This window comes from Kocuria rosea (assembly GCF_006094695.1).
Lineage (GTDB): Bacteria > Actinomycetota > Actinomycetes > Actinomycetales > Micrococcaceae > Kocuria > Kocuria rosea.
This window is the reverse complement of sequence record NZ_CP035103.1, coordinates 3265967-3288382: the sequence shown is the minus strand read 5'-3', so window position 1 is coordinate 3288382 and position 22416 is coordinate 3265967. Positions and strand designations below refer to the sequence as shown.

Here is a 22416-nt window from a genome sequence, read left to right as displayed (position 1 = left end):
CCGGCGGTGCACGGCTCAGGCATCGGTCACCGCCACGGGGAAGTGCCGGATCTGCCCGGCGGCGAGCTCGTGGACCTCGCCGTCGACGTTCACGCGCACGGGCTCGGCGGGGCCGGGGGCGAGGTAGAGCCGCAGCCCGGCGCGGGTGACCTCGACCTGGATGGGCTGGTCCCGGTAGCTGATCGAGAAGGACACCTTGGGCAGCTGCGGGGGGATCGCCGGGTGCAGCCACAGCATGTCGTCCCGGACCTCCAGGCCCGTGTAGCAGCGGGTGAGGATGTCCACGGAGCCGGCCATGGCCCCCAGGTGCACCCCTTCGCGGACCGTGTCCCCCTGGGCATCCACGAGGTCGCTGTTGAGCGCCCGGGTGAGGAAGGACCAGGAGCTGGGGCGGTCCCGGCGGGCCTCGACCCAGGAGTGCACCACGTTGGAGAGCGTGGACCCGTGCGAGGAGCGGTCGCAGTAGAAGGCGACGGTGGCCCGGACCGCCTCCGCCGGGAAGTCGTAGCCCATCTGCCCCAGCAGCTCCCGCAGCTCCTCCGCGGAGAACAGGTACAGCAGCATCAGGACGTCGGCCTGCTTGGCCAGCCGGTAGTCGTTCGTGGAGCGCCCCTCGGCGTCGAGGATGAGGTCGAGGCGCCCGATGTAGCCGTAGCGGGCCCGGTAGTCCTCCCAGGCGAGCTCCGGCAGCTCCTCGTAGCCCTCGAACTGGGCGAGGACGCCGCCGGCCAGGAACGGCACCCGCAGCCGGGTGCGGACCCGCTCCCAGCGGGCCACCTCGTCCTCCCGCAGGCCCAGGCGCCGCCACAGGGGCCCGCCGTAGTCCTGGCCGAGACGCTCGACCATCTCGACCGCCCGCGCGAGCAGCCACGCCGTCATGACGTTGGTGTAGGCGTTGTTGCGCAGCCCCGAGCCCGGCGCGCCCGGGGCGCCGTCGTGGAACTCGTCCGGGCCCATCACCCCCGTGATCACGTACCGGTCGTCCTCGGGGTCGTGCACCGCGAGGCTCGAGAAGAACCGGGCGATCTCCACCACGAGCTCGGCGCCCTGCTCGATCAGGAAGCGGGTGTCGCCCGTGGCCTGGTAGTACTGCCACACGCTGTGCGCGACCGCCAGCCCCACGTGGCGCTGCAGCCGCGAGTGGTCCGGGATCCACCGGCCGGTGCGGGGGTTGAACAGCGCCCGCGGGGTCTCCTCGCGGCCGTCGCTGCCGCTCTGCCACGGGAACATGGCCCCCTCGTGGCCGGCCGCGCGGGCCGCCGCCCGCGCCTCGGGCAGGCGCCGGTACCGGTAGGCCAGCAGCGCCCGGGTCCACTCGGGCCGGCGGAGGGTGAGCATGGGGTAGACGAACATCTCGTCCCAGAACACGTGGCCGCGGTAGCCCTCGCCGTGCAGCCCGCGGGGCGGGACGCCGGCGTCCAGGTCCGGGTGCGCGGCCGCCACCGACTGCAGGACGTGGAAGGTGTTGAGGTTCACGGCCAGGCCCTGCTGGCCGCCGGCGTCGGTGGCCACGGCGAAGGCGGACCACAGGGCCTGCCACGCGACCACGTGGGCGGAGAGCAGCTCGTCGAAGCCGCCCGCCCGCTCCAGCAGCGTGGACGCGGCGTGCGCGGGCGTGGCGATCGCCCGGTCCTGCGAGGTCACGAGGGCGACGACCTTCTCGACCCGCACGGCCCGCCCCGGGTCCATCCGCAGCCGCAGCTCGTGGCCCACCACGCCGGGCGCGGGCCGGGACGGGACCCGGGAGAGCAGCCGGTCCTCCGTGCCGCTGCGGAGCACCCGGGTGCGGGCGGCCACGGCGATCCGGACGCCGGACCAGGACGTGGCCACCTCGACCCGTGCGGTCCCGTGGCCCAGGTCCTCGAGCCGGGCGTCGGCCAGGTGCCGGCCGGCCAGGGCGGCGTGCTCCGCGACGTTGCGGTTGCGGACGTCGGCGTCCACGAGGCTGCGCACGGTCAGGGTCCCGCTCCAGTCCTCGGCCTCGAAGACCGTCTCCTGCCCCGCCAGGTGGCGCTGGTCCTGGGAGACGAACCGGCGGGTGGTCACGCGGGTGGTGCGCCCGGCCTCGTCCCGGAAGCGCAGGGCGCGGGTCAGCACCCCGGTGCGCAGGTCGAGGTCCTGGTGGTGCTCCAGCACGTTGTCCGGGGTGGGCTCGAACCAGTAGCCGTCCTGGACGCGGTACTGCACCAGCAGCCAGTTGGGGGCGTTCACGAGGTCCTCGTGCTCCAGGACGAGACCGGCGGCCTCTGAGCGCAGCCGGTTGTAGACGCCCGCGAGGTAGGTGCCGGGGTAGTGCGTGCCGTCGGCCCGGGACTCGCTCGCGGCGCCGCGCACGGCCATGTACCCGTTGCCGAGGGTGCACAGCGACTCCCGCATCCCCTCGCGCGGCGGGTCGAGGTCGGCGTAGGTCAGGTTCCACGGGCTGCCCCCGCCGCAGCCGCCGGCCCAGTCGGAGTCCCCCGGGGCGGTGGCGACCGGGATGTCGAGGTCCGTGAGGTCGTCCACCACGAGGTGGGCGCCGGCGGCGAGCAGCCGGCCCCGCCGGCCCGCGCCGTCGAGCCCCACGACGAGCCCGAAGCCGTGGGTCACGGCGGTCCGCACCAGGCGGTCGCTGTCGCTGACCACCACGATGTGCTCGGGCTCCACCGCCAGCCGGCGGGAGGCGAGCAGCAGGGAGGCGGCCGGCGGGTGCGGGTCCGGCCCGTCCCGCCCCGCGGTGCCGTCCCGCGGCGGATCGGCCGCGACCACGATGTCCGCCGGCGGTCCCGCGCCCAGCTCCGGGTGGGTGGTGACCAGGGCCGTGAGCACGCCCTCGGCGCGCAGGCGGGCGAAGAGCTCGGCGGCCCCCGCCTCGTGGCGCGGGTGCAGGACTCCGCCGGCGGGGCGTATCGGGACCGGGGCGGCGTCGTCGCCGGCGCGGGCGGTGTCGTCGGGGCCCGGTGCGGCCCCCGCCGGTGCGAGGGCGAGCACCACCGCTCCGTAGGTGCTCCTGCCGTGGACGGCAGGCTGCTCCAGGACGCCGCTCATGCGGTCATTGTGCCACCTGCCTCCGTCAGGAGCCGGAGGCGGGCGGTGCGTCAGTTGATGGTGCTGAGGCGGATGGTCTCGGGCAGCCCCAGGATCTGCTCGATGACCTCCCGGGTCACGCCGTTGCCGGCGTCCGTGACGAGGTAGCCGGTGTCCCCGCGGGTGGACAGCTGCTGACGGTCGATGTTGATGCCGTGGTCGCCGAGCACGCTGTTGACGGTCGCCAGCACGCCCGGGACGTTGCGGTGCAGGTGCAGGATGCGGGTGCCGTTGACGGCGGTGTCCAGCTGGACCTGCGGCATGTTCACCGACAGGGTCGTGGAGCCCGAGGTCGCGAAGGACGAGAGCTTCCCGGCCACGAACCGCCCGATGTCCACCTGCGCCTCCTGCGTGGAGCCGCCGATGTGCGGGGTGAGGATCACGTTGGGCAGGCCCTGCAGCACCGAGGTGAACGGGTCCCCGGCCACCTTGGGCTCGTTGGGGAAGACGTCCACCGAGGCGCCGGCGATGTGCCCGCTGACCAGGGCGTCGCGCAGCGCGTTGTAGTCGACCACCATGCCGCGGCACAGGTTCAGGAACAGGGACCGGGGGCGCATCCGCTCGAACTGCTCCCGGCCGAAGAGGTTGTTGTTGCTGGTGCGCCCGTCCACGTGCAGCGAGACGGTCTCGACCCGTTCCAGCAGCTCCTCCAGCGTGTCGCAGCGCTGGGCGTTGCCCAGGGGCAGGCGGTCCACCACGTCGTAGTAGTAGACCCGCATGCCGAGGGTCTCGGCGAGCACGGACAGCTGGGAGCCGATGTTGCCGTAGCCCACGATGCCGAGGGTGCGGCCGCGGACCTCGTGGGCGCCCTCGGCGGACTTGTCCCACACGCCCTCGTGCATGCCCTTGTTCTTGTCCGTGAGGTGCCGGGCCATCGAGATGATCTCGGCGATCGCGAGCTCCACCACGGACCGGGTGTTGGAGTAGGGGGCGTTGAAGCACGTCACGGCGTGCTCGGTGGCGGCCGCCAGGTCGATCTGGTTCGTGCCGATGCAGAAGGCGCCCACGGACAGCAGCTGCGGGTGGGCCTCGAACACCTCCCGGGTCACGTGGGTCTTCGACCGGATGCCGAGCAGCTCGACGCCCTCGAGGGCGTCGACGAGCTCTCCGGTGTCGAGGGCGCCCTTGCGGGTCTCGACCTCGATGCCCTTCTCGGACAGGATGCGTTCGGCCTCGGGGTGGACGTTCTCCAGGAGCAGTGCTTTCACAGTCGCCCAGTCTATGGCTACGGCGCAGGGGATCGCGACGCCGGGCGTCACCCCGCGGCCGATGTGGTCCGGATCACCGGGCTCCGCGGGGGGCCGTCCCGCGCGGAGCCCGTGGACGTTCCGCCGGCGGACGCGGGTCTACCGAGCAGTACTTCCACTGTTGCGGGCCGGCCGGTGACGGACGTGTGCCATCGCGAATAGCATCGCGAGCACCCCCTCAGGCGCGGCCCCGGGCCGCACCGGCAGCCCCATCCCCCAGGAGGACCAGCACATGATCCCTCAGCACCGAGACCCCGCGACCGCACGCTCCTCGGGCCGCCCGCGCCGCCGGCGCCGGACCGCGGCGGCGCTCGCGCTCGCCGTCGCCCTTCCCCTCGGTGCGGCCGCACCTGCCGCCGCGGACGCGAACTTCCCCGCCACGGAGGGGAGGACCAGCATCTCGAGCATCCTGACCCCCGACGACGTGGAGCGGGAGCTGCAGAAGCTGGAGCGGACCAGCCGCCACGGTGTCGACGCCTTCACCCTGGCCGAGGCCGGCATGGAGGTGAGCACCTCCGAGCAGGGCCGGGACCTGTGGGTCGCGACCGTCGGCTCGGGGACGGAGCACGTGTGGCTCCAGGGCCGGATCCACGGCAACGAGCCCTACGGCACCGACGCCCTGCTGAGCCTGCTCAAGGAGCTCGGCACCAACGGCTCGTCCGAGTACGAGCTGCTGCGCTCGAGGTTCACCTTCCACATCATCCCCATGTACAACCCGGACGGCGCCGAGGCCAACATCCGGCACACCGTCCTGTGGGACCAGGTCTCCGGCGCGCCGGAGGGCGGGACGCCGCAGCGCATCGACCTCAACCGCGACTGGACGGCCGAGGGCTTCGCGGCCGACGAGTCCCGCGCCTTCTACGAGTACTGGACGACGGTCGACCCGGCCTGGGGCGTGGACATCCACCACCAGGGCCTCAAGACGCAGTACGGGACCGGCGACGACGTCACCCTGTCCCTGGGCATCTCCCTCGCTCCCGGCGGACCGACCCTGCCGGGGCTCGAGGGCGGCGCCTACGACCGGCTCACCCGGCAGATGAACGTGCACGTCTACGACGAGCTCTCGAAGTACGGCTCCATCAACATCGACCGCTACCAGGTGGGCGGCAGCTACGAGATCGACATCAAGGGCGGTGTCGTCTCGGCGATGATGCTCGGCCTGGACCACGGCGGGCTCAACCCCGAGGGGCACTCCCACCCGGTGGTGTTCTTCGAGACCTCGGGCAACTCCTCGGACGGCAGCCTCGGCCAGAAGGCCCGCGGCAAGAGCGTGCGGCAGAACGTGCTCGCCGTGAAGGAGCTGCTGCTCGGCCTGGCCACCGGGGAGGTCCAGCAGGAGGACCCGGAGCGCTGGGACGAGATCCCGCACGCCCCGGTCACCGGCTACCAGACCGACTACGCCGGGGTGATCCCGGTCGGCTGAGCCCGGCCGCCGGGGCCCGGCTGCTCCGGCCGGTCCGGGGGCATCAAAAAGGCGAAGCGGGACATCCGTCGGATGTCCCGCTTCGCCTGTGTGGTGCGCGAGGGGGGAGTTGAACCCCCACGCCCTTTCGGGCACACGGACCTGAACCGTGCGCGTCTGCCTATTCCGCCACTCGCGCTGATGGATCACAGCGGCGGACCGCTGTGGGCAACGACGACAATCCTACCCACAGTCGCCCCCGTTGGCCAATCGTGGTCTCCGGCCTGCTGTCAGTAGGCTTGCCGCATCCCGGTCAGGGGTCGACGAGGGCACACAGGGGGCACGGATGGAACCCGACAGGGAGAATCTCGAGGAGAAGCGCAAGGAGCTGGGCAGGACGGACGAGCCGCTCGAGGACGAGCTGGTCGAGGAGTTCGAGAACACGGTCACCGAGGGCGCCGAACGCCTGACCCGCACGTGGCGGGCGATGACCATCACCGGACTCTTCGGGGGCATCGACGTGGGGGTGGGCATCCTCGCCTACCTGGCGGTCAAGGAGGCCACCGGATCGGACCTGCTGGCCGGCGCGGCGTTCGGCTTCGGGCTGCTCGCGCTCCAGCTCGCCCACTCGGAGCTGTTCACGGAGAACTTCCTGGTGCCCATCTACGCCGTCGTCTCCCGGCACAGCACCTGGTGGCAGCTGGCGCGCTTCTGGACGGTGACCCTGCTGACCAACCTCCTGGGCGGATGGCTGTTCACCTGGTTGATCGTGGCGGGGTTCCCGCAGTTCCACGACGTCCTTGAGGAGTCGGCGACCAAGTACCTCGAGGGGGGCCTCACCGTGGAGTCGGCCGCTCTGGCGCTGCTGGCCGGCAGCACCATCACGCTCGGGACGCGGATGAGCCAGGGATCCAGCAACGAGGTGGTGCACACCGCCATCGCGCTCATCGACGGCCTGCTGGTCGTCGGGCTGGGCATGCTGCACGGCGCACTGAACTCGGCGGTCATCTTCGGGGCGATGCACGCGGGCGCCGACATCTCCTACACGGAGTGGCTGGTGTGGATGCTGTGGGTCATCCCGCTGAACATGGTGGGCGGGCTCGTCATCATCACGATGCCGCGGCTCATCCGCACGCTCGAGCTGATCAAGAAGGAGCGCGGGCAGCAGGAGCGCGAGCACGCCGCCGACGGGCGGGTGGTCTGAGGCTCAGGCGACCACGAGCCCGGTGGTCAGGGCGAAGGCCCCCCACAGGCCCGTCAGGGCGAAGAGGGTGATCGGGGCGAGCAGCGCGATCTCCGCGGCCGAGCCGGCGTTGCCGATCAGCGGCACCGTGAGGAAGGACCGGTTCTTGTACACCGACCGGGGCAGGGGCAGCGGCATCCGCAGCGGGTAGAGCAGGTGGATCCCGCGCGTGGTCACCAGGTCCCCGGCCAGGTGGGCGACCACCCCCGTGGCCACGGCCGCGGCGAACCACCACTCGTGGGCGGGCGGGTGCAGCCCCACCAGGACGCCCAGCCCGATCCCCACGACCCAGTTGAGCTTCGCGACCCGGTCCGGCACGAAGGCGAGCACCTGCACCGCGAAGGCGATGAGGAGCACGGACATCACCGCGGCGAGCGGCCACACCCAGCCGAGGCCCTCGACCGGGATCCCGATCTTCTGCGCCGCGGCGGCCAGGCCGGTGAACACCGCCACGCCCAGCACGGAGTGGGTGCCGCGCCGGTGCCCGCCGGAGAGCCGGCAGATCCCGCGGGCCAGCCAGGTGGAGAGCGGGCGCAGGGACCGGGCCACGGTCCCGTCCGGGTGGTCGAGGTCCGGCAGCAGCGCCGCCCCGGCGGTGACGAGCGCCCCGGTGAGCACACCGGTGTCGCCGACGTCCAGGACGCCCCAGCCGATCGGGACGGTGAGGTCCTGGAGGTGCAGCTGGTAGTCGGCGGTCAGCGCCACCCATGCGGCCGCCCCGCAGGCCGCATGGCTCGGTCCCATCATGAGAGTGATGTCCTCCTCGGATTTTCGGTGCGGTGGGGTCAGGGCGACCTCACCAGCGGAAACACTAGGGTCCCGGCCGGACAGCACAGCGCCGGGGGCCGCCCGACGGGCGCCCGGTGACACCGGATCCCCCGGGTCCGTAGGCTGACGGCCAGGACTCCGCCGACGGAAGGACAGCGCCGTGCTCCGATCCGATCGCTCCGGTTCGGGGGCGCCCACCCTGCTGCTGCTCCCGGGGCTGCTGTGCACCCAGCGGCTGTGGGACCGGGCGCGGCCGCTGCTCGAGGCCTTCCACGACGTGCTCACGGTGGACCTGCCGGGCGTCGGCGGCGGCGACCTCCCGGAGGGAGCCGCCGACCTGGAGGCGTACGCGGACCGGGTGTGCGAGGTGCTCGACGCCGTGCGGGAGCACGGCGTCGCCGCCTACGCGGACCGGCAGATGCCCCGGACGTTCCGGGAGGACGCCCGCGAGGAGGACGTCGAGGCCGCGCTCCGGCAGGCCCGGGACTGGCCGGAGGACGCCGTGGTCCGGGCCCTGGAGGCCATGCGGGACCGGCCGGACCGCACACCCCTGCTGCTCGAGCACACCGAGCTGCCGGTGCTGCTCATCCAGGGGGACGACGACCCCGCGATCGACGCGCTCGACCCGGAGGAGGGCCACGTCACGCGGATCGTCACGGACACCGCGCACATGGGCGTGCTCACCGACCCGCACACCTTCGCGGGCATCGTGCACGGCTGGGTGGCCGACGAGCTCGAGCGCTCTGCCTGACCGGCCCCCGTCGGGGAGCGGGGCGTCAGGGGGCTGCCACGGACCGCCACCCCGCGGAGTCCACCTCGACGACGACGGGTGCCCGGCCGCGCACGCTCCGCCGCCGCAGCGCCGCCTCGATGTCACCCGCGGGGGCGGCGACCACGAAGGTCTCGCCGCGGAACAGGTCGGCGGAGTCCTCGACGAGCGAGACCAGCTCCTCGGCGCCGCGGGCCGTGAACCGCTCGGCCACGCGCAGGCGCGCGGTCCACGGCGGGGGAGGGACGGCGTCGTCGAGCAGGACGGCCGTGGCGGGGCACTGCAGGTCGGTCATGGGCCCAGTCTTCCCCTCGGGCTGCGGCGGGGGAAGGCGGGAGCCGCAGAGCACGGCCACCGGTCCCGGCCGACCGCTCAGTCCAGGGACTTGGGCCGCCACGGCAGCTGCTGGTCGCAGCCGGGGGTGAGCCAGGCCTTCACGAAGCCGCCGGACTGGTAGACGAACTCCCGCAGGTGACCCCGCGGCACGGCCGGGTAGTCGAAGGAGAGCACGTCCAGCTCCCCGGCGTAGCAGCGTTCCAGCAGCAGGCGGGAGCGGGCGACGTGCTGACGGTAGGTGAGGGCGCTGACGTGCTCCCACCCTCGCTGCTCGCTGAGTGCGCGCAGCTCCATGGCCTCGCCCTGGGTGGTCGAGGGGTCGGGGCGGAAGCAGATCACCTCGTAGTCCTGCTCGCCGCCCCCCGCGCAGGTCTGCGCGGCCCGCGTGTAGTACACCCGGCCCGAGGCGTCGCCGAGGTCGCCGGTGCCGGGGTTCGCCACGACCAGCACGGGCGCCACTCCGGCGTCCATGAGCCGCAGCGCCTCGGCCATGCGGGTCCGGTCCGGCGGGCCCAGCACGAGCAGGGCGTCCGAGCGCGCCGGGACGTCGGTCCGGGGGTGCTGGAACGCCGTCCAGCCGGCGACCAGCCAGACCAGGAGCAGCGCGAGCACCGGGACGAGCACCCAGGTCGCCCGGGCAGAGCGGAGGACGGGGCGGCGGGTGGTGCGGGCACTGCGGGGCATCGGGGCCGCTCCTCGCCGGTCGTGGGGACGGAGTCCGGATCAGCCGACATTGTCGCACCCGCCGCTGGGCGCGGCCGCCGTGTGACGGGCCGAGGCCGCCCGGGCGGGCCGGTGCGGGCCTACGATGTAGCACGCCGGTGCGGTGCGCGCGGGCGTGCCGCGCGGACGTGCCGTGCGCACGGCAGGTCGAGGACCGAGGAGGACGGACCGCATGACGGTGGAGGACGAGACCGGGGTGCTGTGCCGGGTGCCCATGCGCTGGGGCGACATGGACCCGTACGGGCACGTGAACAACGTGGAGGTCGTGCGGCTGCTCGAGGAGTCGCGGATCGCGGCCCTGGGCGTGCCCGTGGGCACCGGCGACCAGGTGGAGCCCCCGCTGATCCCGTTCTTCTCCGCGCTGCCGGAGGGCACCCAGGCGCTGATCACCGAGAACCGGATCAGGTACCTCCGCCCCCTCGAGTACCGCAACACGCCGGTGGAGGTCCGGGTGTGGGTCGTCTCCGCCCGCGGCGGGGCGCTGACGCTGGGCTTCGAGATCACCGACGTGGTCTCGCGCCGGGCGTGCGTGCGGGCCGAGACCCAGCTCGCGTTCTTCGTGCCCGCCACGGGGACGGTGCTGCGCATCTCGGCGGAGCAGCAGGAGCTCCTCGCCCCGCACGCGGGCCCGCGCGTCTTCCGCTGACCCGCGCGCCCCGCGGCGGGGTGCTCAGGCCTCCGTGCGCGCCCGGTGGGCCGCCTGCGAGCGCCGGTACTGCGCCGCGAGCCGGACCGGGGCGTTGGGCGCGCCGAAGCCGGAGTACCCGTTGCGGCGCTCGACCACCTCGAAGAACACCGTGCCCAGGGTCTCCGTGTAGAAGTGCAGGAACTCGCCCTCGGCGTCCCGGTCGTAGAGCAGGTGCAGCTCCTGCAGGGAGGCCACGAACCCGGCGTCGAGGTCGAAGCGGGCGTCGAGGTCCTCGTAGTAGTTCTGCGGCACGGGCAGGAACCGCAGCCCGCGCCGGCGGGCCCGCCGGGCCGCGGCGAAGACGTCCGTGCAGGACAGCGCCACGTGCTCGGGGTAGGCCGCGCCCACGAAGGAGCCCTGCTCCGCGGCGGTCGGGGCCACGTTGAGCGGCATCCGCACCGCCCCGTTGGCCGAGCGCATCACCTGGCTGCGCACCAGCCCCGAGGGGCCGGGGACGTCCTGGGCGGCCTGCGCCTCCAGCGCCAGCACCGAGGTGTAGAACAGCACGGCCTCGTCGTAGTGCTGCCACGGCTGGGCCATGTTGACGTGGTCCACCCCGGTGACCAGGGCCCCCGTGTCGAGCTCGTCGTCCGCGCCGAACTCGCCCAGCCACCCCGGGACCCCGTCCGCCGTGCGCTCGCAGAAGAAGATCTCCGTGCCGTCCGGGGCGAACACGCCGCGCAGGACCTGCTCGTCGTCGCGCTGGGAGCGGGGCACGGGCAGGGCCTTGAGCCGGGCGGCCCGGTCGACGGCGGCGTCCGGGTCGGCGACGTCGAAGCCGAGCGCGGCGACCTCGGTGGGGGAGCCGTCCGGGACCGCGTCGTTGACGACGACCCGCACCGGTCCCTGCACCCACACCTGCACGTTCTCCTTGGACTGGTGGTGCCCGCCCAGGGCGAAGCCGAGCTGGTGCAGGAGCCGGGTGGTCTCGCCGAGCCGCCCGGTGCGGATCTCCACGAAGTCGTGGCCGGCCGGCTCCTCGACCGCGGGCAGCGGCTGGAGCTCGAGCGTGTCCCGGGTCCGCTCCCCGGCCAGGGCCCGCCGGGTCTGGTCCTCGAGCCAGCGCAGGGAGCGCAGCCCGTCCACCGCCGTGCGGTTGACGTCGGCCTGGCGGAAGGCGTCGTTGAAGATCTCCAGGGACACGGGGCCGTCGTAGCCGGCGCGGACCAGGTGGGACATGAAGCCGACCATGTCGAAGTCGCCCTGCCCGGGGAACACCCGGTGGTGGCGGGACCAGGACAGGACGTCCAGGCTCAGCAGCGGGGCGTCGGCCAGCTGCACGAAGAAGATCTTCTCCGCCGCGATGTCCTCGATCGGGGCCGGGTCCCAGGCGCGGGAGAGGATGTGGAAGCTGTCGAGGCAGGTCCCCACGCTCGGGTGGTCGGCGAGGTCCACGATCCGCTGGGCGCGCTCGAAGTCGTTGACGAACCTCCCCCAGGCCAGCGCCTCGTAGGCCAGGCGCACGCCGTGGCGCGCGGCGAGCTCGCCGAGCCGGCGCAGCTGCCCCGCCATGACCTCGTCGTCGTCGATCTCGGCCGTGGCCACGTTGGAGCACACGAGCAGGGTGGTGATGCCCAGCCGGTTCATCAGCCGGAACTTCGCTTCGGCGCGCCGCAGGTTGGCGGCCAACAGCTCGGGGCCCACGGCCTCGAAGTCCCGGAAGGGCTGGTAGAGGTCAAGGCTCAGGCCCAGCTGCCCGGCGAGCTCCCGGATCTGCTCGGGGGAGGAGGGGGAGACGACCAGGTCCTGCTCGAAGACCTCGATCCCGTCGAACCCGGCGGCCGCGGCGGCGTGCATCTTCTCCTCGAGGGTGCCCGAGAGGCAGACCGTGGCGATCGAGGTGCGCATCAGCGTGCCGCCCCGGCGGCGGCCGGCTCCGCGGCGCCCTCCTCCGCGGCGCCCTCGTTCTCGGCGCCCCGGCCCCGGGCCTCGAGGGCGCGCAGCTCGGCGGCCTCGGTGCGCGAGGTGTGCAGCGCGTCGATCTCGTCGAGGGACTTCCGCGCCGTCTCCTTCGCGGTGAGCGCGGCGCCGCCGGAGATCAGGCACGCGACCGTGACGAACACGGCCACGCCCAGCCAGTTGTCGCCGGCGGGACCGGCCACGGCGGAGGCGAGGACGGGCGCGAAGCCGCCCGAGACGGCGAAGCCGATCTGGGTGCCCAGGGCCAGGCCGGTGACCCGGACCCGCAGCGGCAGCATCTCGGCGTAGAACGAGGGCCAGATGCTGTTGGCCATCGAGTAGAAGCACCCGGACATGACGGCGCCGAGCACGAAGATGAGCGGCCAGTTCCCGGCGTGGACCGCCGAGAGGTACGGGTACATCAGCACGGCGGGGCCGAGGACCCCCGCGAGGAAGACGGGCTTGCGGCCGATGCGGTCGGCGAGCACGGCCACGACCGGGATCACGAACAGGGCGACGGCGTTGGCCAGCACGGAGACCCACAGCATGGTGGAGCGCTCGAGGCCGACCACGGAGGTGGCGAAGGAGAGCGACCACACCGTGAACACCACGTTGACGGTGTTGATCATGGCGGCAGCGGCGATCCGGACCACGGCGGCCCGGTGGTGCCGCAGGAGCACGCGCAGCGGGGACTCCGGCTGCTCGGCGGGGGTCTCGGCGCGGGCCTCCCGGAAGGCTGGGGGCTCCTCCAGGTGGCGGCGGATCAGGTAGGCCACCACCACGACGACGGCGGAGAGCCAGAACGGCACGCGCCAGCCCCAGCTGAACAGCGCCTCCTCCGGCAGGAGGGTGAACGGGATGAACACGGCGGTGGCGAGCAGGGTCCCGAACTGGGTGCCCTGCAGGGTCCAGCTGGTGGTGTACGCGCGGCGGTCCTCGTCGGAGTGCTCGAGCGACATGGAGATGGCGCTGGCCTGCTCGCCCGCGGCGGACAGCCCCTGGACCACGCGGCACAGCACGAGCAGCACCGGGGCCAGCATCCCCACCTGGTCGTAGGTCGGGAGGCAGCCGACGGCGAAGGTCGCCCCGCCGATCATGAACAGGGTCAGCATGAGCACGAACTTGCGGCCGAACCGGTCGGCCAGCGGACCCATGACGAGGGCCCCCAGCGGGCGGACGACGTACGCCACGCCCACGGTGCCCATGGCGAAGAGGATGGCCACGCCGGGGGACGTCTCGGCGGGGAAGAAGAGGTGGTTGAGCACCAGGGCGGCGGCGGTGCCGTAGACCGCGAAGTCGTAGTACTCGAGGGCGCTGCCGATCCAGCTGGCCAGCGCGGCCTTGCGGGGCGTCCGGCCGGAGGGCGGCGGGGCCGTGGTCCCGGCGGTCGTCGCTGCTGAGCTCATGGAGGTCCTTCGGGTCGGTCCACAACGCGATCTGGTTCTCATATTGTGGAAGTCACTGCTACTGTGTGATCATGATCTCTGTGAGCTGGTCCACATGTCAACCGCAGGACGGACGGAGCGCTGCTGTGCGAGCGTCGATCAGGACCGCCCTCCCCGGCGCCGGGGGCCCCCGGTGACGGCCCCGGCGCCGGCGGGGGCCGCCCGCCAGGACATGGTGGGCAAGGCCCTCCGGCTGCTCGAGCTGCTGGGGGAGCACCCGGACGGGCTGACCGCGGCCGAGGCCACCAAGATCTGCGGCTACCCCTTCAGCACCACCTACCGGCTGCTCAACGCGCTCGTCCGGGACGGCTTCGCCGAGCTGCAGGAGGACAGGCGCTACGTCCTGGGGCTGAAGATCTTCCACGCCGCCCACAGCGTGGCCCAGCGCCTCGGGATCACGGGGACGGTCGTGCCCGTGCTCCGGCGGATGGTCGAGCGCACGGGGGAGTCCTGCCTCTTCGCCGTCCTGGACGGCGACCGCTTCCACACCCTCGCCAAGGAGGACGGGCCGGACTTCCGGGTCACCTCCGACCCCGGCTACCGCGGCGCGCTGCACTCCTCGGCCCTCGGGCTGTGCCTGCTCGCGTTCGCCCCGGAGGACGTGCGCGAGCACCTGCTCGGCACCATCGAGCTCGAGGCCCGCACCCCGGCCACGCTCACGGACCGGGACGAGCTGCGCCGGCGGGTCGAGCGGATCCGGCGGGAGGGCTGGGCCACCCAGGACCAGGAGCACGACGTGGGGATGGTCGCCGTCGCGGTGCCCGTCCTGCGGCCGGGCGGGGGCTGCATCGGCTCGCTCGCGCTGTCCGCGCCGGTGTTCCGGCACCGGCTGGAGGACCTCGTGGACATGGCGCCCGCCCTCCGGGAGGCGGCCGGCGAGCTGGGCGCGCGGCTCACGGGCTGAGCGGCCGGGGCGGGCTCAGGGGACGGACTGGCCCCGCGCCGCCGTGAGCAGCGCGTACCAGTCCTCGTGGCCGAGCCGGGACGCGAGCTCCTCCGCCGCGGCGCACGCGGCGATCCGCTCCGGGTCGGTGGTCCCCAGCACCGGGCGGATCCCGCCGGGGTGCTTCATGAGCCACGCGAGGACCACCGCCTCGCCGGGGACGCCGTGCGCCGAGGCGATCCGGTGGACCGTCTCGGCGGTGGCCGCGGCGTGCTGGTCCTCCGGCGGGATCGGCGCACCGGTGTACAGGCCGCGGGCCAGGGCGCCCCACGCCTGCACCTCGATGCCGTCGGCCGCGCAGTACTCCAGGAGCCCTTCCGGGAAGGAGTGCTCCGCGCCCTCGGGGTGGTTGGCCAGGATCTGCTGCTCCACGAAGCTCCGGTGCCGCAGGCTCAGCTCGAGCTGCACCGCGGTGACGGGCGTGCTGAGCACCTGCTGGTAGCGGGACACCTGGCGGGTCGACATGTTGGACAGGCCCACGGAGCGGATCAGCCCCTCCTTGCGCAGCTCGTCCAGGGCCCCCGCGACCTCCCGGGGATCGGCCAGGGGGTCCGGCCGGTGCAGCATGAAGCGCTCCACGGAGTCCACGCGGAGCCGGCGGAGGGACCCCTCGAGGCCGCGCCGGATCGTGTCCCGGTCCAGCCGGTAGTGGGTCGGCGCGCCGGGTGCCGCGGTGTTGCCCGGCAGGCGCACCCCGCACTTGGTCTGGAGGCGCACCCTCCGGCGCAGCTCCGGGTCCTCCGCGAGGAGCTCGCCGAAGACCTCCTCGGACTTGCCGTGGGCGTAGATGTCGGCGTGGTCGAAGTCGGTGATGCCGGCGTCCAGCGCCGCGTGCACCGCGGCCCGGGCACGGTCCACGGTCCCTGCGCTCGGCGGGGCGTCGTCCCACGACCCCCCGATGGTCATGCAGCCGTAGATCAGGCGCGAGCTCATGAACGGTCCTCTCCGTCGGGCACCCCGGCGTCCCGGGTGGGGCTCTGCTGCTCCAGGCGCTGCTGCTCGGCGGACCAGCGCAGGCGGGCGGCCGCCGCGTAGGCGGCCCCGGACTCCTTCATCCGGCCCGCGCGCTCGTAGAGCCGGCCCAGGGCGGTGAAGCACTCCGCCTGGTCCGTGGCCGTGGCCTCGGTCTCCTGGTAGAAGTCCAGCGCCCGGTTGTAGGCCGTGATGGCCTGGGTGTGGCGCTCGCCCAGCTCGTACACCCGTCCCAGGTTGACGTGGCACTGCGCCTGGTCCTGCGCCTCGTGCGGGGCGTCGAGGTACTGGCCCAGGGCGTCGAGGAGGTGCTCCTCCGCGTCGTGGGCGCGGTCCAGCTCGAGCAGCAGGCTGCCCAGGATCAGGTGTGTGCGGGCCAGGTGCTTGCCGCTGCCGGGGATGCGGCAGAACAGCCCGAGGGCGTTCTCGTAGGCGGTGACGGCCCGGCCGGGGCGGTTCATCCCGAGGTAGAGATGACCCAGGTTGTAGTGGCAGGCGGCCTGCTCCTGGAGGGAGTCGCCCTCCTCCTCGAAGAGCACGATGGCCTGCTGGTAGGCGGTCTCGGCCTCGTCGAGCCGTCCGCGGTCCTCGGCGTCCAGGGCCCGGGTGAAGAACCCGTGCCCGTCCTGGGTGTAGCTCATGCGGAGTCCTTTCTCGGCCGGGTCCTGCGGGGGTGTCGGCGGGCTACGCGGGGTGCGGGTCCTGCGGGCGCGGGGCCCGGCGGCCCAGCGCGAACCACAGTCCCGCGCCGGCGACGGGGAACGCGAGGATCACGAGCAGCCACAGCAGGCGCAGCACGGGATCCAGGGCCGGGCTGCGCAGCAGGGAGACCGTGGCGGCCACCATCAGCACGACGACGACCGCTCCGGCCACCGTCGCACCGCTCTCCCACGCCCCCGTCCGCACGGCCTCGGCGCCGCCGGCCGCGAGGGCGGTCCAGGTGCTCATGCATCGATCCTCGCACCGTGGGCCCGGGCGGACAAGGGCGGGCGCTCCGGCGCGCCGGTCCCCGGTCCCCCGTAGAGTGGAATGCGCCACAGCTCAGCACGCTGATAAAATGTGGCTGTCGACTGCAACCCCGAGGAGAGTCCACGATGTCCACCTCCGACGACCGCCCGTACGACCAGGAGTCCGCCCACGAGGAGCCCACCGCCGGGCGCGCCGGCGGGCGGGACGCGGACGACACCGGGGTGGAGCGCCACCCGCCCAGCTCGGCGACCGAGCTCTGGGACCACAACGCCTACGGGCGGGAGGACGGCGACATCGGCGGCTCCGCGACCTCGGGTGCCACCGACACCCGCGACCCGCGCGGCGGGGCTCCCGCCTACAACATCGACGCCGGGGACGACGACGCCGTCCGTCACGGCGACGACTCAGGCCGCGACGACGGCTCGCCCGTGCGCGGGACCGGCGAGTCGCTGACCGGGGCGGACGCCACGGCCGGCCACGACCGCGAGAGCGTGGGCGACGATCGGCCTGACGACCGGCGCGACCACGGCCGGCGCGACGAGCCGTCCGGCGCCGGCGGAGGGGCCTTCGACCAGGAGGCGACCGGCCGGGACGCCACCGGCCGGGACGTCACCGGCCCGGACACCGCCGACCTGGACACTGCCGACCTGGACACTGCCGACCTGGACACCGTGGAGCGGGACGCCACCGGCCCGGACACCACGACCCGGGACACCACGGACCGGGACACCACGACCCGGGCCGGGGCGGAGCGCGGTGCCGGCCGCCACGCCGCCGGGGACGCGACCGGTGACCTCGGGGTCGGTGGTCGCTCCGGCGAGACCCCCTCCGTGGTCCGGCACGAGGAGCGGCTGCAGGTCGGGACCGAGCGCGTCGAGTCCGGGCGGGCCCGGCTGCGCAAGTACGTGGTGGAGGAGCCGGTGCGCGCGGAGCAGACCCTGGCGTCCGAGGACGTCGAGGAGGTCCGCACCCCCGTCACCGAGGAGGAGCGCGAGGCGTTCCTCGCCGGCCGGGAGCTGCCGGTGGGGGAGGACGAGGTCATCCTCTACCGGGAGGTGCCCGTGGTGCAGACGGTGTGCGTGCCCTACGAGCGGGTGCGCCTGGTGGTGCGCCGCACGGAGCGTACGGAGGTGGTCGAGGAGACCGTGCGCCAGGAGCGGGTCGACGTCGAGGAGGACTGAGCCCCTCCGTCCCGGACCCCCTCGGCCACGGCGCCGAGGGGGTCCGTTCCGCTCCGTCCGGGGAGTCCGCCCGGGGCGCGGTCGGCTGTTCACCCAGCGCGGAGGCGGGTCCGGTGACTTGTGCCCTGCCTCACGGGAGTGCACTAATGGTAAGTGAGCTGGTCGTTCCCGTCCGTCCGGACCGGGACCGGCCGGTGTCGACCGCACTTCGACGACCGGGAGGTCCATCATGCGCAAGAGGCTGAACAGGAAGAGGCAGAGGACCGAGGGGCAGGCGCCCATGGCTCCCGGCGTCCCCGGCAGCGAGACCGCCCCGCTCGCGGAGCCCACCACGCCCCGCCCGCCGCTGCCGCCCAAGCCGGACCAGGGCACGCCGGAGCCGGTGAGCCCCACGGGCCAGGACACCGGGATCGACCCGACCCTCAACGCCCAGGGCGGCGAGCACCTGACCACCGCCCACGGCTCCCGGCGCGCCGACACCGACCACTCCCTGAAGGCGGGCCGGCGCGGTCCCGTGCTCCTGCAGGACCACCACTTCCGGGAGAAGATCAGCCACTTCGACCACGAGCGCATCCCGGAGCGCGTGGTGCACGCCCGCGGCGCCGGCGCCCACGGCGTGTTCCGCTCCTACGGCACCGCGAGCAGGATCTCCTCCGCCGCCGTGTTCGGCAAGGACGTCGAGACCCCGGTCTTCGTGCGCTTCTCCACCGTCCTCGGCTCGCGCGGGTCCGCCGACCTCGCCCGGGACACCCGCGGCTTCGCCACGAAGTTCTACACCTCCGAGGGCACGTGGGACCTCGTGGGCAACAACATCCCCGTGTTCTTCATCCAGGACGCCATCAAGTTCCCGGACGTCATCCACGCGGGCAAGCCCCACCCGGACCGGGAGATCCCGCAGGCGCAGTCCGCCCACGACACCTTCTGGGACTTCGTCTCCCTGCACACCGAGGCGCAGCACCACACGATCTGGAACATGTCGGACCGCGGCATCCCCCGGTCCTACCGCACCATGGAGGGCTTCGGCGTCCACACGTTCCGGCTCGTCGACGACGCCGGCCGCAGCGTGCTCGTGAAGTTCCACTGGAAGCCGAAGCTCGGCGTGCACTCGGTGCTGTGGGAGGAGGCGCAGATCGCGATGGGCATGGACCCGGACGTGCACCGCCGGGACCTCGCGGACGCCATCGAGGCAGGCGCCCACCCCGAGTGGGAGCTCGGGGTGCAGGTCTTCGAGGACAACGAGGAGCAGGTCTTCGAGGGCATCGACCTGCTCGACCCCACGAAGATCGTCCCGGAGGAGCTCGCGCCCGTGGAGCCGGTCGGGCTGATGACGCTCAACCGCAACCCGTCCAACTACTTCGCCGAGACCGAGCAGGTCGCCTTCAACCCGAACAACCTGGTCCGCGGCATCGACGTCACCAACGACCCCCTGCTGCAGGGCCGGCTGTTCTCCTACCTGGACACCCAGCTCAGCCGGCTGGGCGGGCCCAACTGGACCCAGCTGCCGATCAACCGCCCGCACGCCCCGGTCAACGACATGCTCCGGGACGGGATGCACCAGACGGCCGTGCACAGCGGGGTGGCGCCCTACCACCCGAACTCGCTGGACGGGAACAACCCCTTCCCCGCCGACGAGCCGGCCCGCCCCTTCATCGACCACCCGGCCCCGGTCGCGGAGTCGGTCAAGGAGCGCGGGAACCCCGTGACCTTCGAGGACCACTACACCCAGACCCGCCTGTTCTGGCTGTCGATGAGCGACGTCGAGAAGGAGCACATCGCGCAGGCGTACACCTTCGAGCTCGGCAAGTGCTGGGAGCAGGCGGTCAAGGAGCGCCAGCTGCAGGCCCTGGCCAACATCGACGAGAAGCTGTGCGCCGTGGTCGCCCAGGGCCTGGGCCTTCCGGCGCCGAAGCCGACCGTCAAGCACGGGAGGATCAAGCCCAGCCCCGCCCTGTCCCAGGTCGGCGGGCAGTGGCCCCTCGACGGCCGGCAGGTCGGGATCGTGGTGGGCCCCGACCCCGACGAGAACGACCTCCTGGCCGTGGTCTCCGCGATCGACGACGCCGGGATGGTGCCGCTGGTCATCGCCCCGCACGGCGGGCCGGTCGGGCGCGGCGGGAAGGTCGTGGCCCACCGGACCTACCTCACGGCGCGCTCCGTCGAGTTCGACTCGGTGCTGGTGGCCGGCGCCGTCCCGCCGGCCCCGGACGCCCAGCAGGGCCTCGACGCGAAGGCCGGAGCCGTCGCCCCCGGCGGCGTGGACCCGCGCGTGCACCTGCTGCTCGGCGAGGTGTTCCGCCAGGCCAAGGCCATCGGCACCTGGGGCGCCAAGGGCCAGGTGCTCGCCGCGGCCGGCCTGCCCGAGGGCGCGCCCGGCGTGGTCTCCGGCAAGGACGCCGCCGCCGTGGTCGAGCAGGTGGTCACGCTCATGAAGAGCCACCGCGCCTGGGAGCGGTTCCCGGTCTCCGGCCGCCTCTGACGGCCGTCCTGCCGCTGACCCACCACGTCGGCGGCGGGCGGGCCGGGGCGGGTCAGAAGCGGCCCAGCTCCTCCCGCAGCGCCGAGCCGAGGTCGGGGTGGCGGAACCGGTAGCCGCGGTCGATGGCCCGGTCCGCCGAGACCCGCTGGTCCGCGAGCGCCATCAGCTCGGCGCCCTCGGAGCCGAGCACGAGCTTCGGCCCGAACCCCGGGGTGGGCAGCAGGGCCGGCCGGCCGAGGACCTTGCCGAGGGTCCGGGCGTAGTCGCGGCCCGTCACCGGCATCGGGGCCACGGCGTTGACGGGCCCGTGCAGGCCGGGGGAGAGCACCGCGTGGGCGAACAGACCCACCGTGTCGTCCAGCGAGATCCAGCTCAGCCACTGGTCCCCGGAGCCGAGCCGCCCGCCCAGCCCCGCGAGGAACAGGGGCAGCTGGGCCTTGAGGGCGCCGCCGGCGGGGCTCTGCACCACCCCGGTGCGCACCGTGACCACGCGGGTGCCGATGGCCTCGGCCTCCTGGGCGGCACGCTCCCACGCCGTGCAGACCTCGGCGAGGAAGTCGTCGCCCGGCGGGGACTTCTCCGTGACGCTCTCCCCGTGCGTGTCCGCCCCGTAGTAGCCGATCGCGGAGCCGTTGACCAGCGCGGCGGGGGCCTCGTCGCCGAGCGCGACGAAGGCGCGGACGAGCAGCCGGGTGCCGAGCACCCGCGAGTCGTGGATCTGCTCCTTCGCGGCGTCCGTGAGCCGCCCCCCGATGCTGCGCCCGGCGAGGTTCACCACGACGTCCACCCCCCGCAGCGCGGCGGGGTCCAGCTCCCCGGCCGCCGGGTCCCACGAGATCTCGAGGGGGGTGCGCGCCTCGCGGCGCACGAAGCGCAGGACCGTGTGGCCCCCGGTGCTCAGCAGCGCGGCCAGCTGCACGCCGATGGTGCCCGAGGCCCCCGTGACGGCGACGGTCAGCGGCCGGCCGGGATAGCGGCTGTGGAGGTCGAGGTCGGCGGCCAGCCGCCGGGCGCGGGCCTCGAACTGGCGGCCCAGCGCCGGGCTCATCAGCCGGTCCCCGAACGCCCTGCTGCCCGGCAGCGCCGCGTACTCCACGGTGTCCGTGACCACGGTCCCGCCGTGCCCGTCGTCGTCGAACCGGTGGTGGTGCTCCCACGAGGCGAGCGGGCCCTTCACCATCCGGTCCCGGAACTCCCGGCCGGGGACGAAGCCGTGGTGCTCCGCGGTCCAGGGCACCGAGGCCAGCCCGTAGGAGCCCGGCACGGCCACCCGCAGCCGGGACCGCGTCCCGTCCTGCAGCGGGGGCGAGGACTCCTCCACCACGGAGCCCGTCCACGCGGGCGTGAGCCGGGTGAGCGCCCCCGGGCGGGCGTGCCAGGCGAAGACGTCCTCGACGGGGTGGGGCACGCGGGAGCTGAACGTGAAGGTGGTCATGCGTGCCACTCAACCCGCATTGCCCCGGTTCGTCCAGGACCTCGGGCCGCGGGCCGTCCGTGTCCTGGCCCGGAGGGCCGGCGGCGGCCGGGTGCGGTGCCCGGGCCCCCGCGGACCGGGGTTCCCGCCGTCCCGCTTGCCCCCCGGCGGGCCGTCGCCCAGAGTGGGGGACGTGAACACCCCCGGACGCATCGTGCTCATCCGCCACGGCCAGACCGACTGGAACCTCGAGGAGAGGCTCCAGGGCGCCACGGACGTCCCGCTCAACGACGCCGGGCGGGAGCAGGCCCGGGTCGTCGCCCGCCACCTGCACGCCGAGGCCCTCGGCTGGGACGTCCTGGTCTCCTCGCCGCTCGGCCGGGCCGTGGAGACTGCCCGGATCATCGGCGAGGCCCTGGGCCTCGAGCTCGCGGCGACCTACGACGAGCTCGTGGAGCGCAGCTTCGGCCCGCTCGAGGGCTCGCGCCTGGCGGGTCTCGAGGGCGCCGCGCGGGAGCAGGTGCTCTCCGCCGGGGAGCCGCCGGAGGCGGTCGTCCGCCGCGGTCTGGCGGCGCTGCGCCGGATCCACGCCGACCACCCCGGGCGCCGCGTGCTGGTGGTGGCGCACGGCTCGCTCATCCGCCTGACGGTCTCCGAGCTCAACGGGGAGGCCCATCCCCGGGTCGGCAACTGCGAGGTGGTCCCCGTGCGGACGGAGGCCCTCGGCGCCGCGCGCCTGCGAGATGACGCGTCGGAGTCCACCGCACCCTGACAGTCCCGGCTTCGTTCAATAAGCTGGGACCCACCAGGGACGGTCCCACGAGGTGCCGTCCACCCCCTGGGGCGGCGAGGGCGGCGCACGGACCGTGCCCCCT

The 22416-nt window shown here is 73.7% G+C and carries 19 protein-coding genes and 1 tRNA gene; 8 read left to right on the top strand and 12 right to left on the bottom strand.

The genetic code is table 11. The features are described 5' to 3' along the window. Window positions 1-15: 15 nt before the first annotated feature. Both EQG70_RS14990 and serA read right to left on the bottom strand, forming a co-directional pair. Window positions 16-3027: a glycosyl hydrolase family 65 domain-containing protein gene (locus tag EQG70_RS14990; protein WP_109268589.1), complete on the bottom strand. Its 3012-nt coding sequence runs from the start codon at window positions 3025-3027 to the stop codon at window positions 16-18. A 50-nt stretch (window positions 3028-3077) separates the two neighbouring features. Continuing rightward, the gene (gene serA, locus EQG70_RS14985) at window positions 3078-4274 is read right to left on the bottom strand and encodes a phosphoglycerate dehydrogenase (protein ID WP_017834075.1); all 1197 of its coding nucleotides are present in this window, start codon (window positions 4272-4274) and stop codon (window positions 3078-3080) included. 271 nt (window positions 4275-4545) lie between these two features. Between serA and EQG70_RS14980 the strand changes: the two genes are divergently transcribed. Next, entirely contained in the window at window positions 4546-5736 is a 1191-nt protein-coding gene (locus EQG70_RS14980) for a M14 family zinc carboxypeptidase (protein WP_035925786.1), read from the top strand. Window positions 5737-5827: 91 nt separating this feature from the next. On the opposite strand, the gene EQG70_RS14975 is transcribed toward EQG70_RS14980, so the two are convergent. Then, window positions 5828-5914: transfer RNA gene (locus tag EQG70_RS14975), tRNA-Leu, on the bottom strand. 147 nt (window positions 5915-6061) lie between these two features. Between EQG70_RS14975 and EQG70_RS14970 the strand changes: the two genes are divergently transcribed. After that, a complete protein-coding gene (locus EQG70_RS14970) occupies window positions 6062-6919 on the top strand; it encodes a formate/nitrite transporter family protein (RefSeq protein WP_109268590.1) in 858 nt (285 codons plus the stop codon). 3 nt (window positions 6920-6922) lie between these two features. On the opposite strand, the gene EQG70_RS14965 is transcribed toward EQG70_RS14970, so the two are convergent. Next, complete coding sequence (locus EQG70_RS14965; RefSeq protein WP_109222273.1) at window positions 6923-7705, bottom strand: metal-dependent hydrolase; 783 nt, start codon at window positions 7703-7705, stop codon at window positions 6923-6925. Between the two features lie 181 nt (window positions 7706-7886). Between EQG70_RS14965 and EQG70_RS14960 the strand changes: the two genes are divergently transcribed. Then, the gene (locus tag EQG70_RS14960) at window positions 7887-8477 is read left to right on the top strand and encodes an alpha/beta fold hydrolase (protein ID WP_109268591.1); all 591 of its coding nucleotides are present in this window, start codon (window positions 7887-7889) and stop codon (window positions 8475-8477) included. A gap of 25 nt (window positions 8478-8502) precedes the next feature. On the opposite strand, the gene EQG70_RS14955 is transcribed toward EQG70_RS14960, so the two are convergent. Further along, entirely contained in the window at window positions 8503-8790 is a 288-nt protein-coding gene (locus tag EQG70_RS14955) for a hypothetical protein (RefSeq protein WP_035925795.1), read from the bottom strand. 77 nt (window positions 8791-8867) lie between these two features. Then, window positions 8868-9515 (bottom strand): S-adenosyl-L-methionine-binding protein, encoded by a 648-nt coding sequence (locus tag EQG70_RS14950; RefSeq protein ID WP_109268592.1) that lies wholly within the window; start codon window positions 9513-9515, stop codon window positions 8868-8870. A gap of 211 nt (window positions 9516-9726) precedes the next feature. On the opposite strand from EQG70_RS14950, the gene EQG70_RS14945 reads away from it, so the two are divergent. After that, window positions 9727-10200 carry an acyl-CoA thioesterase gene (locus EQG70_RS14945; RefSeq protein ID WP_017834068.1) on the top strand — a complete coding sequence of 158 codons (474 nt, stop codon included), beginning with the start codon at window positions 9727-9729 and terminating at the stop codon, window positions 10198-10200. 24 nt (window positions 10201-10224) lie between these two features. On the opposite strand, the gene EQG70_RS14940 is transcribed toward EQG70_RS14945, so the two are convergent. Further along, entirely contained in the window at window positions 10225-12090 is a 1866-nt protein-coding gene (locus EQG70_RS14940; protein ID WP_109268593.1) for a bifunctional sugar phosphate isomerase/epimerase/4-hydroxyphenylpyruvate dioxygenase family protein, read from the bottom strand. Further along, window positions 12090-13547, bottom strand: a complete 1458-nt coding sequence (locus EQG70_RS14935; protein WP_109268594.1) for an MFS transporter — start codon at window positions 13545-13547, stop codon at window positions 12090-12092. The genes EQG70_RS14940 and EQG70_RS14935 overlap by 1 nt, the downstream gene beginning before the upstream one ends. Window positions 13548-13719: 172 nt before the next feature. Here EQG70_RS14935 and EQG70_RS14930 point away from each other — a divergent pair, with 172 nt between their 5' ends. After that, on the top strand, window positions 13720-14490 hold the full coding sequence (locus tag EQG70_RS14930) for an IclR family transcriptional regulator (RefSeq protein WP_167508916.1): 771 nt from the start codon (window positions 13720-13722) through the stop codon (window positions 14488-14490). Window positions 14491-14505: 15 nt separating this feature from the next. Here EQG70_RS14930 and EQG70_RS14925 read toward each other — a convergent pair whose 3' ends face one another. The 3 genes from EQG70_RS14925 to EQG70_RS14915 are packed head-to-tail and all read right to left on the bottom strand — an operon-like array spanning window position 14506 to window position 16449. Beyond that, window positions 14506-15462, bottom strand: a complete 957-nt coding sequence (locus EQG70_RS14925) for an aldo/keto reductase (protein ID WP_017834381.1) — start codon at window positions 15460-15462, stop codon at window positions 14506-14508. After that, window positions 15459-16142, bottom strand: coding sequence for a tetratricopeptide repeat protein (locus EQG70_RS14920; RefSeq protein WP_109268595.1), 684 nt, complete (start codon window positions 16140-16142; stop codon window positions 15459-15461). The genes EQG70_RS14925 and EQG70_RS14920 overlap by 4 nt, the downstream gene beginning before the upstream one ends. A 43-nt stretch (window positions 16143-16185) precedes the next feature. After that, window positions 16186-16449 (bottom strand): PLDc N-terminal domain-containing protein, encoded by a 264-nt coding sequence (locus EQG70_RS14915; protein ID WP_035925812.1) that lies wholly within the window; start codon window positions 16447-16449, stop codon window positions 16186-16188. A 146-nt stretch (window positions 16450-16595) separates the two neighbouring features. Between EQG70_RS14915 and EQG70_RS18360 the strand changes: the two genes are divergently transcribed. Then, window positions 16596-17651 carry a YsnF/AvaK domain-containing protein gene (locus tag EQG70_RS18360; RefSeq protein WP_208746212.1) on the top strand — a complete coding sequence of 352 codons (1056 nt, stop codon included), beginning with the start codon at window positions 16596-16598 and terminating at the stop codon, window positions 17649-17651. A gap of 280 nt (window positions 17652-17931) precedes the next feature. Further along, window positions 17932-20127, top strand: a complete 2196-nt coding sequence (locus EQG70_RS14905; protein ID WP_109243697.1) for a catalase — start codon at window positions 17932-17934, stop codon at window positions 20125-20127. Between the two features lie 52 nt (window positions 20128-20179). Here EQG70_RS14905 and EQG70_RS14900 read toward each other — a convergent pair whose 3' ends face one another. Then, window positions 20180-21562 (bottom strand): TIGR01777 family oxidoreductase, encoded by a 1383-nt coding sequence (locus EQG70_RS14900; protein ID WP_095651301.1) that lies wholly within the window; start codon window positions 21560-21562, stop codon window positions 20180-20182. 172 nt (window positions 21563-21734) lie between these two features. On the opposite strand from EQG70_RS14900, the gene EQG70_RS14895 reads away from it, so the two are divergent. After that, window positions 21735-22313 (top strand): histidine phosphatase family protein, encoded by a 579-nt coding sequence (locus tag EQG70_RS14895; protein ID WP_109268596.1) that lies wholly within the window; start codon window positions 21735-21737, stop codon window positions 22311-22313. Window positions 22314-22416: the final 103 nt, after the last annotated feature.

What these genes read in the sequence shown, in the direction of transcription:
- EQG70_RS14990 (WP_109268589.1), bottom strand. Translation starts at nt 3,027, where the DNA reads ATGAGCGGCGTCCTGGAGCAGCCTGCCGTCCACGGCAGGAGCACCTAC.
- EQG70_RS14980 (WP_035925786.1), top strand. Translation starts at nt 4,546, where the DNA reads ATGATCCCTCAGCACCGAGACCCCGCGACCGCACGCTCCTCGGGCCGC.
- EQG70_RS14970 (WP_109268590.1), top strand. Translation starts at nt 6,062, where the DNA reads ATGGAACCCGACAGGGAGAATCTCGAGGAGAAGCGCAAGGAGCTGGGC.
- EQG70_RS14965 (WP_109222273.1), bottom strand. Translation starts at nt 7,705, where the DNA reads ATGATGGGACCGAGCCATGCGGCCTGCGGGGCGGCCGCATGGGTGGCG.
- EQG70_RS14955 (WP_035925795.1), bottom strand. Translation starts at nt 8,790, where the DNA reads ATGACCGACCTGCAGTGCCCCGCCACGGCCGTCCTGCTCGACGACGCC.
- EQG70_RS14950 (WP_109268592.1), bottom strand. Translation starts at nt 9,515, where the DNA reads ATGCCCCGCAGTGCCCGCACCACCCGCCGCCCCGTCCTCCGCTCTGCC.
- EQG70_RS14945 (WP_017834068.1), top strand. Translation starts at nt 9,727, where the DNA reads ATGACGGTGGAGGACGAGACCGGGGTGCTGTGCCGGGTGCCCATGCGC.
- EQG70_RS14940 (WP_109268593.1), bottom strand. Translation starts at nt 12,090, where the DNA reads ATGCGCACCTCGATCGCCACGGTCTGCCTCTCGGGCACCCTCGAGGAG.
- EQG70_RS14935 (WP_109268594.1), bottom strand. Translation starts at nt 13,547, where the DNA reads ATGAGCTCAGCAGCGACGACCGCCGGGACCACGGCCCCGCCGCCCTCC.
- EQG70_RS14925 (WP_017834381.1), bottom strand. Translation starts at nt 15,462, where the DNA reads ATGAGCTCGCGCCTGATCTACGGCTGCATGACCATCGGGGGGTCGTGG.
- EQG70_RS14920 (WP_109268595.1), bottom strand. Translation starts at nt 16,142, where the DNA reads ATGAGCTACACCCAGGACGGGCACGGGTTCTTCACCCGGGCCCTGGAC.
- EQG70_RS14915 (WP_035925812.1), bottom strand. Translation starts at nt 16,449, where the DNA reads ATGAGCACCTGGACCGCCCTCGCGGCCGGCGGCGCCGAGGCCGTGCGG.
- EQG70_RS18360 (WP_208746212.1), top strand. Translation starts at nt 16,596, where the DNA reads ATGTCCACCTCCGACGACCGCCCGTACGACCAGGAGTCCGCCCACGAG.
- EQG70_RS14905 (WP_109243697.1), top strand. Translation starts at nt 17,932, where the DNA reads ATGGCTCCCGGCGTCCCCGGCAGCGAGACCGCCCCGCTCGCGGAGCCC.
- EQG70_RS14900 (WP_095651301.1), bottom strand. Translation starts at nt 21,562, where the DNA reads ATGACCACCTTCACGTTCAGCTCCCGCGTGCCCCACCCCGTCGAGGAC.